A 12,150-nucleotide genomic window follows, 5' to 3' on the forward strand; every position below is an offset into this window, starting at 1 on the left:
CTTCACTCCTGCAACCGATCCTAGAATTTGTACTTGACCTGCGCGTTCACTTCCCTGCCTTCGATCGACCGCGCCAGGATCACGCCGCCCGCACTGGCCGTGTCGAGAAGGCGCGCATTGCCTTCGGTCAGACCGATCTCATTGGTCAGGTTGGTGCCCTGCAGGCGCAGTTGCCAATGCGTGCCGACGTCGGCGACGATGCCGAACGCCCAATCGTGGTAGTGACCGAGCGGCTGCAACTGTAGCTGATCGCCGTAATGCGATCCGATGTACTCATAGGTAAGCCACGCGCTCAGCGAACCCCAGCTCGTGGGTAGCGTATAGGCCGGCGTGACACGCGCCTGGAACACCGGTTGCCGCGCGAGTTGGTTGCCGTTGAAGGCATTGCCGGGATTGCACACGGTGGTCGAGGTTTCGCCCTGGTAGGTGTAGCAACCGTCGCTGTGAGTGTACTGGCCATCCTGGTAGTCACCCGAAAAGGTGAGCGAGAAATTCTCGAACGGCTTCAACGTCGCCTGGATGTTGAGGCCGTTGGTGGCGGAGCCGTAAACGTACGAGACGAGTTGCGAGGTATTGCCCACGGCAACGAGCAGGGTCGTCGGCACGCCGTAGTACAGCCGGCGATAGCCGGTGAGCGTCGCGTAGATCCAGTCTTGCTGATACTTGAAGCCGGCTTCCATGTTGTGAACCTTGCCGACCGGCGTGCCCGGCAAACTGGTCAGGTCGGTGACCGAGGGGAAATGCACGCCATCATTGAAGCGCACATAGGCGCTCATGTTCTCGGTGAACGCGTAATTCGCACCCACGGTCCACGCGGGCGCGTTCTTGCCGTAGTAGATGTTGCTCTGGCCCGGCAATGCGTAGCGCGAACCGTTGTTGTACAGCGTGTAGGGGTTGGCGTCCAAATCCGCCTTGCCGACATTGCCGAGATGGGCGGTGACGTGCTGGTGTTCGGCGCGTACGCCGGCGTCGAAGAGCCAGTTGTCGAGCTTCCAGCTGTCGCTCAGGAAGAACGCGGTATTGAATCCGTTGCCGCGAATGATGTTCACCGCGGTCGGCCCCGCGGTGAAACCTTGCGCGCTGGCGAGCTGCCAGGTGTTGCTGCCGTCGCTCAGGCTGATCGCGATCGGATCGGGATTGCTCACGGCCTGAAGCAGGATGTTGCTGCCCTGGAACGCATGTTCGGTCGAACTGTAGACGGCCGTGTAGTTGCCCAGCGTCAACGTGTTGCCGTCGAACAGCTCCTTGCTGACGTGAAGCTCGTTGCTGGCGGAGTGGACCTGTTGCTTGACGTAGCGAAGCTCCTGCTTGACGACGTTCTGGTTCATGTCCGCCGCGCCGCCGCCGTTGGCGTAGGTGGCTGTTGCGACGAGGCCCGCAGGCAAGCCGGCCGCCGTCGCGGCGGCGGCGATGTAAGCCGCCAGCGTCGACGGATTGCTGCCGGTGCTGTAGAACGCGACCATGCCCTCGGTGCCGCCGCTCACTCCCAGCTTGTCGGACAGCGACCAGCCGTTGCCGAATTCCCAATCGAAGTTGGCGCCGGCGAAGTGCATGTCCGGGCCGCGGCCGTTGGCCATGTTGATCGGTATGCCGCCCGGCGTGCAGCCTGCGGTGGAACACGGCACGGTTTGCAGGAACTCATACTGGTCGGCCTTGCTGCCCATCGTTCCGGTCAGCGGATCGAATCCCGGATAGGCGGAAAACTGACCGCGGCCGGGATTCAGGATCGGCGTGCCGGTGACGAATTGATTCTTGTCGTTGAGGACGCGCGCATAGAGCATCAGCGAACCGTTGTCCCAATCGTGCGTCAGCGTCGCGGTCAGTTGGCCGCCTTTGTCGGCCGTGTATTGAGGATCGCGAACGCCATCGGACTTGCGCCAGAAACCGCCGATGCTGCCATACCAGCCGCTGCCGCCGAGCGGGCCGCTGACGAAACCGTCCAGGCGCAGCAAGCCTTCCGAGCCATAAGTGAGACCGACACTGCCGTTGGGCGTCGCGCCGCCCTGTTTGAGAATAAAGTTGGCGAACAGGCCGGGCTGCGCGTTGCCGTAGAGCACGCTCGGTCCGCCCTGGACGAATTCGGCGCGGGCGATGGTGTCGTCCATGCGCAACAGCGAGCCGTGTTCCAGATAGGCCAGTCCGGGCACCGGATAAAGCGGACTGCCGTTGAGAGCGATGGTGACGAACGGCGATCCGCTGCTGCCGGGAAAGCCGGCGACTTCGATGTTCGCGCCACTCTGACCGCCGGACGATTCGACGTGAATCCCCGGCGAGGCCTTGAGGATGTCGTTTGCGCTGACCGGATTGGCCTGCTTGATCTGGTCCGCGGTCAGCGTGGTCACCGAATAAGCCGCATCGAGTTTCTTGACGCCGCCGACGGCCGCGTTTCCGGTAACCACGACCTCCTGGAGATTCTGCGTTTCGGACTTGCCCGCCGGCGCGGCCCCGGCGCTCTCGGGAGGCGCTGCCGCGTCCGCCGATGCGCCGGATGTATCGGCATCGGTTACCGCGGAGTCGGGTCGGGAAACTTCGGGCGCGGTTGCCGCCGAAGTCGCAGCCATCGTTTGCGCAGTCGGCGCGAGCACCGACAACGCCGCGGCAACGCACGCCGCGATCACCGGCTTCTTCATGCCGCAGCCGGACAACGCATCGCAAATCCAGTTCATTTCGTCCTCCCGGGTGTCGAGTAGTCTAGGTGTCCATCATTTAGCTACTTTATGTAGATTATTACAGCAAGCTTTCCGGATTTTGGCAAGACCTTTTCAAATTTCCGACGTGTGGATAACATTCCCTTCGAAAATCGATGGGATGATTTACTTGTCTTTGGCTTGGTAAATGATTGCCCACGACGATGGACGGCGAACTTGGCTACAACGAGAGGCGCATACTCGATCTGCTGCGCAGTGAAGGCCCGATGTCGCGCGTGGGTCTCGCGCGCGCGACCGGGTTGACAACGCCGAGCCTGTCCCGGCTGACCCAGTCGCTCACCAACAACCGCCTGCTGCTCGACCTGCACAAGGTGCGCGACGGCCAGCGCGGCAAGCCGGCGCAGCTGATCAAGATCAATCCGGACGGCGCATTCGCGATGGGCATCGCCGTGCAATCGGAATATCTCTCGGCCTGCCTGATCGATCTCGAGGGCAACCTGCGCGCCAGCGTCGCGCGCAATCTCGCGGAAGCGGACCCGGCGGTCGTTGCGTCGCTGTCGGCGAAACTGCTCGATCAGTTGCTCGCCGAAAGCGGCGTCGCGCGCCGGCGCGTCATCGGCGCGGGCGTGTGCATGCCCGGAGTCGCGATCGGCACTTACGGCGCCGGCCTGCAACCGGGCGGACAGACCTACCTGCCCGACGAATACGAAGCGTGGAAAGAACTGGACATCCCCGCGCATTTCCAACACGCGCTGCATCTGCCGACCTGGCTCGAAAACAGCTCAAAGGCCGCGACGCTCGCGGACCTGTATTTCGGCGCAGCGCAGCGGATGCGCAATTTCGCCGCGATCCACATCGCCTACGGCTTCGGCGGCGGCCTGATCTTCGATCGAAAACCGTATCACGGCACCCTCGGCCGATCCGCTGAATTCGGCGGCCTGTTCCCGTATGAAGAAGCGCGGCCTTCGGGACGGGACCTGCTGGCGTTTCTCGCGGCGCGCATGAAAAAACCGCCGCAGCATATACGCGACCTTGCGCGCGCGACGATTCCGGAACCTCTGATAACGGAATGGATCGCCCGCGTCGGACCTAGCCTGGTCGACCTCTCGCGGCACCTCGCGATCCTGCTCGACATCGAAGCGATCGTGTTGAACGGACTTCTGCCGACAGCAGTGCTCGCGCCGATGGCGCAGATGCTGCGCGAGCGGTTGCCGCACACGATCCCGACGAGTCTGGGCACGCCGGAAATCGTCGTCTCGCAGCTTGCCAAGTCCGGCCTCGATCTCGGTGCGGCAAGCTTGCCGCTGCACTACGTCACATCGGCGACTTCCTGCTGACCGGCTTGGCCGATCCGCCGCAACGCGATGCCGGGCCGCGACGGACGGCCCGGCGTCACGCTCAGTGGCCGCCGCTCGCTGCCAGTTCGTCGAGATCGATACCCTGCTTCTTGAGGACGCCCGAGCAGTACCACGCGTAGAACGCGAGGTAGGCGAAGCAGACGACGCCGACGATGTAGCTCGCGTGGATGCCGATCGATTCCGAAATGAAGCCCTGGAACCAGCTCACGAAGCCGCCGCCGCAGATCATCATGATCAGGAAGCTCGAGCCTTCGTTGGTGTTCTTGCCGAGACCCGCGATCGCGAGCGCGAAGATGCACGGCCACATCACGCTGCAGAACAGGCCGGCCGCGGTGAACGCGAATACCGACACCATGCCGTAGGTCGCCATGCCGATCGCCAGCGAGAGAATGCCACCGACGGCGAAGTTGAACAGCATGCGCGAGGGATTCCCGCGGCTCAGCAATGCCGCCACGATCATCGCGACGATGACGAACGCGTAGACGAGGAACTGGCGCACGTCGTGCTGCGCGATCGTGTTGACGAGCAGGAACACGCCGAACGCGAGATACGGCAACACGAAGGTGAGGAGCTTCTTGGTCGAGGCGCCGACGTCGAACGCGCCGGCCGCGCCCGACCAGCGTCCGATCATCAGGCTGGCCCAGTACAGCGACACAAACGGCGCGATATGCGCGGTTTCCATGCCAAGCCCCTTTTCCAGGTAGGCCGGCAGGTTGGCGACGTTGGTCACCTCGACGCCGACGTAGAGGAAGATCGCCACCATGCCGAGCACGAGCTGCGGGTACTTGAACGCCGCGAACATCGAGTCGCTGTGGATCAGCTTGGAGCTGTCGCCGGCCTCGTCGGCGGCGACGTGTTCGAGGTCGATCTTGTTCGGCACCGGCGAGAAATAAAGGAACAGCGCGACGAGAACGAACACCACGCCGAGCACGAGATACGGTGTCTTCACGTTCTCGATGCTGGCCTCGGTGCCGCCCGCGGCGACGCTGCCGAAAATCGCGATGCTGACGATCAGCGGACCGATCGTGGTGCCGAGATTGTTGATCCCGCCCGCCATGGTCAGGCGCTGCGCGCCCGTGCTTGGATCGCCCATGACGATCGCGAGCGGATTGGCCGCGATCTGCTGCAGCGAGAAGCCGAGGCCGACGACGAACAGGCCCGAGATCATCAGCGTGAACGAACCCGTATTCGCCGCCGGGTAGAACAGCAGCGTGCCGAGCGCGGAAATCACCAGGCCCAGGCAGATGCCGTTCTTGTAGCCGATGCGATTGAGCACGTCGCCGCCGATCGATTTGGAGACGAAGAAGTAGATGATCGAGCCGACCGTATAGGCGACGTAGAACGCCACCGAAACGAGCTGGCTCTGCGCCTGGGTGAGATCGAACGCCTTCTTGAACACCGGGATGAGAATGTCGTTGCTCGCCGCGACGAATCCCCAGAAGAAGAAAACGATGATCAGGGCGCCGAACTGCGACCACCGGGTTTGCTGTGTCGTCATTGCCTATCCGCCGTAGTGTTGGTTGTTTCCCGGCATGCCGGGCGCTGCGCGGATTGCAGGCGGCAGGATGTCTCCGGCGTGCGCAGCGGGCGACGCCGCTGCGTTATCGCGCGACGGAACGGGCGGCGATTCTTGTGTGGCGATCGCCTGCCGAAGTGCGCCGTTGCGCGAATACGACCATCTTGCCGCCCACGAATCCCTCCCTCGTGGAACCTGCGGACTCTAACATCCGTCGCCGCCGCTGCAAACGTTTACTTCGGGGCGCGGCGCCGTTCAAGCGTTTTTCACCGGTTCCGGGATAGGCTGTCGTCGACGCAGCTTCGCGTCGCCGCGGAGAACCGCCATGTCCGTTTCCATCCATATGCTGTCGCCGCTGATCGCGCTGATCGCCGGCATCCTGATCCTCGTCATGCCGCGCCTGCTCAACTACGTGGTCGCGCTGTACCTGATCCTGATCGGGTTGATCGGCCTGTTCGGCCATCACCTTGCCTAGCGCTTCGGCTTGAGCAGCGTGCCGGTGCAGTTTTTCGCGCCGCATCGGCACGCCCAGATGGCCTTGAGGCGCGGCGTGTGGCGCTCCTCGAGCTTGATGCCGTAGTCGTAGGTCAGCTCCTCGCCGGCCTTGATCGCGCGCCGGGTCTCGATGAAGACCTTGTCGCGGCGCTTGTCGCCGCCCTCGTCCTCGACCATCCACGCCTCGCAGTTCGGCGCGCAGCTGTGGTTGATCCAGCGCGCGTCGTTGCCGCCGTCGCCGCCGTCGATCAGGTACTTCTCGTTGAGCGTGAACAGGAAGGTGTGGCCCGAATCGGTGTCGTTCGCGTAGGTGCGATTGGCCTGCGCGTGCGTCAGCAGGCGCCCCTTGTACTCGATGACGCGCACGCCCTTGGCGAGATCCTGCGCGGCGAACACGCCGTTGCCGTGAATCGGGGAGGAACGGCGGACGAAACGTTTGGCCATGCGACGACTCGATGCTCTCGAAAAAGGGAAGCTTGGATGATAGCGCGATCGCCGTGCGCGCGGGCCGGTCCGCGCCGCCGAATTGCCGCTGCGCGGCGCTGCCCTTATCATCCGCGACGTCCATCCATCCGCGCCTCCGCGCAAGGAATCCCATGTCAGGCACGTCGAAGCTCACCTCGTTCTGCACCGCCGCGCTGGGCCTGTTGCTCGCATTCGCCGCGGCAACGGACGCGGACGCGCGCAGCAAGGGCAAGCACGGCAATTCCGGCGGGGGCCGGCCCGGGCGCTTCGACTACTACGTCGTCTCGCTGTCGTGGTCGCCGAGCTACTGCGCCGTGCACCCGGACGAACCGCAGCAGTGCGGCAAGGGCTACGGTTTCGTCATGCACGGCCTGTGGCCGCAATACAAGAGCGGCGGCTGGCCGCAGAACTGCTCCACGAACCGCGAGCCCGACGAGGCGACGGTCACGCAGATGCTGCCGATCATGCCGAGCCGGCATCTGATCGAGCACGAGTGGCAGACCCACGGCGCCTGTTCCGGCCATGACCCGAAGGAATATTTCGCGCTCGCCGAGGACGCGTTCTCGCGCGTGACGATTCCGCAGGCGCTGAAGACGCCGGCCACGTCGCCGCAGCTCAGCGCCGACGACGTGACCAGGGCCTTCATGGACGTCAATCCCGGCCTCGAGGACAACATGATCAGCGTGCAGTGCAAGGACGGCGGCACGCTCGAGGAAGTGCGCATCTGCGTCGACAAGGACAATCTGTCGGTCAAGTCCTGCGGCGGGCGCGTGCGCAACTCCTGCCGTGCAGGCAAATTGACGATACCGGCGGTGCGCTGAACGCCGCTGCTGCGCGCAGATTCGCGCCGTTGCCCGTCATTCCGGCGATTGCGCACGCCGGAACGTGCGCGAACATTCGTTTCCGCCACGCTCCGCCAAGGAAAGAAGGTTTTACAACGCCGTCAGATTCGCATAGGCCAGCACGAGCCATTTCGCCCCGGCGTCTTCGAAGTTGACCTGCACGCGCGCGTGCGCGCCCGAGCCTTCGGAGTCCATGACGACACCCTCGCCGAAGCTCGCATGGCGCACGCGCTGGCCGAGTTTCAATTGGGTGACTTCGAGCGCGTCGGCGGCGTAGTGGTTGGCCGACAGCGGGCGCGAGACCTGCACGCGCGGGCGCACCTCGTGCAGCAGTTCGCGCGGCAGCTCGTGCAGGAAGCGCGACGGACGGTTGTAGCTTTCCATGCCGTGCAGGCGGCGAGATTCGGCGTAGCTCAACATCAGCGTTTCGCGCGCGCGCGTGATGCCGACGTAGGCGAGGCGGCGCTCTTCTTCGAGCCGGCCCGGTTCGTCGAGCGAGCGCTGGCTCGGGAACAGGCCGTCCTCGAGGCCGACGAGGAACACGATCGGGAATTCAAGGCCCTTGGCCGAATGCAGCGTCATCAGTTGGACGCAGTCTTCCCACGCTTCGCCCTGCGATTCGCCCGCTTCGAGCGCGGCGTGGGCAAGGAACGCGGCAAGTTCGTCGAGATTCGCCTCGATGTCCTCGGGCGTGCGTTCGAAGCGGCTGGCAACGTTGACGAGTTCGTCGAGGTTCTCGACGCGCGACTCGGCGCTGCCGCGCGAGTCGGCTTCGTAATAGTCGCGCAGGCCGGATTTCTGGATGGCGAGGTCGATCTGTTCGGCAAGGGCGAGTGATTCGTGATTCGCAATTCGTGATTCGCTTTGCTCGTCATCCCGGCTTTCGCCGAGATGACGAGCCGAAGCAGCCTCGCCCGCACAATCCCGGGCAAGGCTTTCGATCAGATCGACGAACCCGCGCAGCGCATTCTTCGCGCGCCCGGCCAGTTCGCCCGTGATGAATTCCGCGAGCACGGCGTCCCACAGCGACGAACCGTCGCGGCGCGCGCGCTGGCGCAGCGTGTCGAGCGTGCGTTCGCCGATCCCGCGCGGCGGCGTGTTGACCGTGCGTTCGAAGGCCGCGTCGTCGTGGCGGTTGGCAACGAGACGCAGATAAGCAAGGGCATCCTTGATCTCGGCGCGGTCGAAGAAGCGCAGGCCGCCGTAGACGCGATAGCGGATGTCGTGCTGGATCAACTGTTCTTCGAAGTTGCGCGACTGCGCGTTCGAGCGGTAGAGGATCGCGCAGTCGTGCGCGTCGCCGCCCTGGCGGATATGCTCGCGGATCGCCTCGACGACGTAGCGCGCCTCGTCCTGCTCGTTGTACGCGGCATAGACCGAAATCGGCTGACCCGCGTCGCCCGCGGTCCATAACTGCTTGCCGAGGCGCTGCGGATTGTTGGCGATGATCGCGTTCGCGGCCTTGAGGATCGTGCCGGTCGAGCGGTAGTTCTGCTCGAGGCGGATCGTCTTCGCGCTCGGGAAATCGCGCAGGAAGTGCTGCATGTTCTCCACGCGCGCGCCGCGCCAGCCGTAGATGGCCTGGTCGTCGTCGCCGACGGCGAAGACCTTGCCGGTGTCGCCCGCGAGCACGCGCAGCCAGGCGTACTGCAACGTGTTGGTGTCCTGGAATTCGTCGATCAGCAGATGGCGCCAGCGTTCACGGTAATGCGCGAGCAAGCGTTCGTCGGTGAGGAACAGCTCGTGCGAACGCAGCAGCAGCTCGGCGAAGTCGACGAGGCCGGAGCGCTGGCATTGTTCCTCGTAGGCTTTGTAGATGTCGACGAGTGTGCGCGTGAGCGGATTGGCTTCGCGCTCGAAGCCGGCCGGACGCTTGCCCTCGTCCTTCGCCGCGTTGATGAACCACGTCGCCTGACGCGGCGGAAAACGCGATTCGTCGAGACCGAGTGCGGCGATAGTGCGCTTGACCAGGCGCTGCTGGTCGTCGCCGTCGAGGATCTGGAACGTCTCCGGCAGCCTCGCCTCGCGCCAGTGCTGGCGCAGCAGGCGATGGGCGATGCCGTGGAACGTGCCGACCGTGAGCCCGCGCGTATTGAGCAGCGAGGAGCGTTCGAGCAGCGCCTGCGCGCGCGAGCGCATCTCGCCGGCGGCCTTGTTCGTGAACGTGACCGCGAGCACCGACCACGGCGACACGCGCTCGACTTCGAGCAGCCAGCCGATGCGGTGCGTGAGCACGCGCGTCTTGCCCGAACCTGCGCCCGCGAGTACGAGATAATGGCCGAGCGGGGCGCTGACCGCTTCGCGCTGAGCCGCGTTGAGATCGTCGAGCAGATACGAAACATCCATTGGGCGAATTGTAATTGGTGTTGGTCCGGACGAAACGTCCAGACCGACTCGCGGCGTTCGAGCCGGCCCTGCGGGCCGCTCAACGCCGCGTTCTGAGAGGGCAATCCGTGTTGCGAAAACTGATGGTTTCCGTATTGCTGTCCGTGCTGTCGTCGCTGGCGTCGGCCGCGGCGCGCGAGGTGCCGCAGTATCGCGCGGTCTTCGATGCGGGCGCGCAGAGCATGCGCGTGCGCGTCTGCTTGCACGATGCGCATGCGCACGTCGTTTTCACCGCGGATTCGGCGTGGGCGAAGCGCTTCGTCGCCGACGTCGCGCGCGACGGCCACGGGACGCTGATCAGCGACGACGGCGGCTGGAACGCGACGGACTGGCGTGCTGGCGAATGCCTGAGCTATCGCGCCGATCTCGCCGCGATCGCGGCCGAGGACAGGTCCGACGTCGGCCGGCGCTTCGGCGAGGATTCTGTTCGTCGCACCGCAGTTGTGGCTGCTGCGCGCCGATGTGCAGGATGGCGACGCGCGAATCCATGTGGAGTTGCCCGCCGGGTAGTCGGTTTCCGCGCCGTGGCAGGAAACCTCTCAACCGCCATCGATGCCGGTAAAAGACAAAAAGTCATCGTCGATGGGAGCGCCTTCCAAAGACTTCACCATTCCGGACACGCCGCCGGACTGGTCGGCCGCGGTGGCGATCGGCCATTTCGACGAGAGGAGGATCGAATTGCCGGGCGGCGTGTTGCGCGTGGCGATCCTCGGCGGCATCAATCCGCCGCAATGTCTTGCGCGCGCGCAGCGGTTTGCTCACTCCGGCGCAGGCATGGGATCGGCTGGCCGAAGGATTCCGGCGCGGCGCAGCCGGGCGACGACACGCTCGAACGGACGGCGGCGACGATGCAGCGCACGCACGCGTATCAGCGCGTGTACTGGGCCGGCGCGGCGTTCTGGCTGACGGTCGACCGCGATCTGCGCCGCGAGAGCGGCGGCAAGGTCGGGCTCGATACCGTGCTGTCGCGCTTCCGCGGCTGCTGCCTGCCGGCGTACCGCCCATGGCGGCCGGAAGAATTCGTCGCGCGGCTCGACGCGCTCGCAAAGACGTCGCTGATCTCGACTCGCTATCGCGAGTTCGCGGCGATGACTGCATTTCCGGACTGGGCCGCCCTTTACGCCGATCTCGGCATTCGCGAGAAAGACGGCCGGCTCGTATTCGATCCCCTTGCGCGTGACGCCGCGATACGCGAGGCGATCATGCTGGCGAAGGCGGATTGAATGCGAAGTGGCGCTGTTGCCAGCTGCTTGGCTCGTCATTCCCGCGAAGGCAGGAATGACGGCAAAGATGGATCGCGGTCAGCCTGTGTGTCCATCCATCCGCACGCGCATCGACAGGTCGATCGCGCGCACGTGCTTGGTCAGCGATCCGACCGAGATGAAATCGACGCCGGTTTCGGCGATCGATCGCACGCGGTCGAGCGTCACGCTGCCCGAGACTTCGAGCGGCACGCGCCCGGCGACGTGGGCGACGGCGCGGCGCATGTCGTCCGGCGAGAACTCGTCGAGCATGATGCGGTCGACCTTAGCGGCGAGCGCCTGGTCGAGCTCGTCGAAATTCTCGACTTCGACTTCGAGCAGCAGATCCGGATGCGTCGCGCGCGCCGCCGCGACGGCAGCCGCGAGCGAACCGGCCGCAGTGATATGGTTTTCCTTGATCAGGATCGCATCGAACAGGCCGATGCGGTGGTTGCTCGCGCCGCCGCAGCGCACCGCGTATTTCTGCGCGTGGCGCAGGCCCGGCAGCGTCTTGCGCGTGTCGAGGATGCGCGTGCGCGTGCCGCGCACGGCGTCGGCGAACTGCGCGGCAACCGTGGCCGTGCCCGACAGAGTTTGCAGGAAATTGAGCGCAGAGCGCTCCGCACCGACCAGCGCGCGCGCATTGCCGCGCAAAGTACACAATGTCGCATCGGCGGCGACGCGATCTCCGTCATGCGCCCGCCATTCGATGACGACGTGCGGATCGCGCGCGCGAAAGCAGGCGTCGAACCAGGCCGTGCCGCAGAGCACGGCGTTTTCACGCGTTATGACGACGGCGCTGGCGGTCGCCGAGGCGGGCAGCAGGTCCGCGGTCGCGTCGCCGCCGCCGAAATCCTCGGCCAGCGCGCGGGCGACGTCCTGCGCGACGACGACGACGTCGGGCGGCGGCAACTCTCCCATCGGCTCAGTTCGGAAAATCGTGCAACTGCGTCGTGCCGATGCCTTCGTCGGCCAGCATCACCGGAATGTCGTCGTCGATGCGATAGATGACCTTGCCGTCGGTCGTGATCAGGCCGGCCTTGAGCGCGGCGGCGACGTTCGCGCCGGCAACGGTCTTGACCGCATCGCGCGCGATCTCGCGGTTGAGCGCATCGAGCTGGCCGCGGCTGAGCGGCTTGACCGGCGTCTTGGTCACCGGGTCGCAGAGGATGTCGAGCAGGCGTTTGTCCATGCGGCGAA

The 12,150-nt window shown here is 65.0% G+C and carries 10 protein-coding genes; 4 read left to right on the plus strand and 6 right to left on the minus strand.

All coding sequences use genetic code 11. The features are described from left to right. Positions 1–20: 20 nt before the first annotated feature. Positions 21–2,666, minus strand: coding sequence for a TonB-dependent receptor (locus QM741_RS16650; RefSeq protein ID WP_415208753.1), 2,646 nt, complete (start codon positions 2,664–2,666; stop codon positions 21–23). A gap of 185 nt (positions 2,667–2,851) precedes the next feature. Here QM741_RS16650 and QM741_RS16655 point away from each other — a divergent pair, with 185 nt between their 5' ends. Further along, positions 2,852–3,985: an ROK family protein gene (locus QM741_RS16655; protein ID WP_415208754.1), complete on the plus strand. Its 1,134-nt coding sequence runs from the start codon at positions 2,852–2,854 to the stop codon at positions 3,983–3,985. 61 nt (positions 3,986–4,046) lie between these two features. On the opposite strand, the gene QM741_RS16660 is transcribed toward QM741_RS16655, so the two are convergent. Continuing rightward, entirely contained in the window at positions 4,047–5,504 is a 1,458-nt protein-coding gene (locus QM741_RS16660) for an MFS transporter (RefSeq protein ID WP_415208755.1), read from the minus strand. Positions 5,505–5,847: 343 nt separating this feature from the next. On the opposite strand from QM741_RS16660, the gene QM741_RS16665 reads away from it, so the two are divergent. Next, positions 5,848–5,997, plus strand: a complete 150-nt coding sequence (locus QM741_RS16665) for a DUF3096 domain-containing protein (protein ID WP_415208756.1) — start codon at positions 5,848–5,850, stop codon at positions 5,995–5,997. Here QM741_RS16665 and QM741_RS16670 read toward each other — a convergent pair. Next, positions 5,994–6,461 carry an SET domain-containing protein gene (locus QM741_RS16670; RefSeq protein WP_415208757.1) on the minus strand — a complete coding sequence of 156 codons (468 nt, stop codon included), beginning with the start codon at positions 6,459–6,461 and terminating at the stop codon, positions 5,994–5,996. The genes QM741_RS16665 and QM741_RS16670 overlap by 4 nt on opposite strands. Positions 6,462–6,613: 152 nt before the next feature. On the opposite strand from QM741_RS16670, the gene QM741_RS16675 reads away from it, so the two are divergent. Then, positions 6,614–7,303, plus strand: coding sequence for a ribonuclease T2 family protein (locus tag QM741_RS16675; protein ID WP_415208758.1), 690 nt, complete (start codon positions 6,614–6,616; stop codon positions 7,301–7,303). Positions 7,304–7,414: 111 nt separating this feature from the next. On the opposite strand, the gene QM741_RS16680 is transcribed toward QM741_RS16675, so the two are convergent. Beyond that, the gene (locus QM741_RS16680; protein WP_415208759.1) at positions 7,415–9,670 is read right to left on the minus strand and encodes a 3'-5' exonuclease; all 2,256 of its coding nucleotides are present in this window, start codon (positions 9,668–9,670) and stop codon (positions 7,415–7,417) included. Between the two features lie 107 nt (positions 9,671–9,777). Between QM741_RS16680 and QM741_RS16685 the strand changes: the two genes are divergently transcribed. Further along, positions 9,778–10,932 carry a hypothetical protein gene (locus QM741_RS16685; protein WP_415208760.1) on the plus strand — a complete coding sequence of 385 codons (1,155 nt, stop codon included), beginning with the start codon at positions 9,778–9,780 and terminating at the stop codon, positions 10,930–10,932. A 78-nt stretch (positions 10,933–11,010) separates the two neighbouring features. Here the strand turns inward: QM741_RS16685 and nadC are convergent, their stop codons facing one another. Together nadC and QM741_RS16695 are read right to left on the minus strand one after the other, a co-directional pair. Next, positions 11,011–11,871 (minus strand): carboxylating nicotinate-nucleotide diphosphorylase, encoded by an 861-nt coding sequence (gene nadC / locus QM741_RS16690; RefSeq protein WP_415208761.1) that lies wholly within the window; start codon positions 11,869–11,871, stop codon positions 11,011–11,013. A 4-nt stretch (positions 11,872–11,875) separates the two neighbouring features. Then, positions 11,876–12,142, minus strand: a complete 267-nt coding sequence (locus QM741_RS16695) for a Trm112 family protein (protein WP_415208762.1) — start codon at positions 12,140–12,142, stop codon at positions 11,876–11,878. Between the last annotated feature and the right edge of the window lie 8 nt (positions 12,143–12,150).

The sequence above is a fragment of the Rudaea sp. genome (assembly GCF_047601565.1).
In the GTDB taxonomy this organism is placed as follows: Bacteria; Pseudomonadota; Gammaproteobacteria; order Xanthomonadales; family Rhodanobacteraceae; genus Rudaea.

Bases quoted from the DNA above. Each gene is read 5' to 3' on its own strand.
- QM741_RS16650 (WP_415208753.1), bottom strand. From the start codon at position 2,666: ATGAACTGGATTTGCGATGCGTTGTCCGGCTGCGGCATGAAGAAGCCG.
- QM741_RS16655 (WP_415208754.1), top strand. From the start codon at position 2,852: ATGGACGGCGAACTTGGCTACAACGAGAGGCGCATACTCGATCTGCTG.
- QM741_RS16660 (WP_415208755.1), bottom strand. From the start codon at position 5,504: ATGACGACACAGCAAACCCGGTGGTCGCAGTTCGGCGCCCTGATCATC.
- QM741_RS16665 (WP_415208756.1), top strand. From the start codon at position 5,848: ATGTCCGTTTCCATCCATATGCTGTCGCCGCTGATCGCGCTGATCGCC.
- QM741_RS16670 (WP_415208757.1), bottom strand. From the start codon at position 6,461: ATGGCCAAACGTTTCGTCCGCCGTTCCTCCCCGATTCACGGCAACGGC.
- QM741_RS16675 (WP_415208758.1), top strand. From the start codon at position 6,614: ATGTCAGGCACGTCGAAGCTCACCTCGTTCTGCACCGCCGCGCTGGGC.
- QM741_RS16680 (WP_415208759.1), bottom strand. From the start codon at position 9,670: ATGGATGTTTCGTATCTGCTCGACGATCTCAACGCGGCTCAGCGCGAA.
- nadC (WP_415208761.1), bottom strand. From the start codon at position 11,871: ATGGGAGAGTTGCCGCCGCCCGACGTCGTCGTCGTCGCGCAGGACGTC.
- QM741_RS16695 (WP_415208762.1), bottom strand. From the start codon at position 12,142: ATGGACAAACGCCTGCTCGACATCCTCTGCGACCCGGTGACCAAGACG.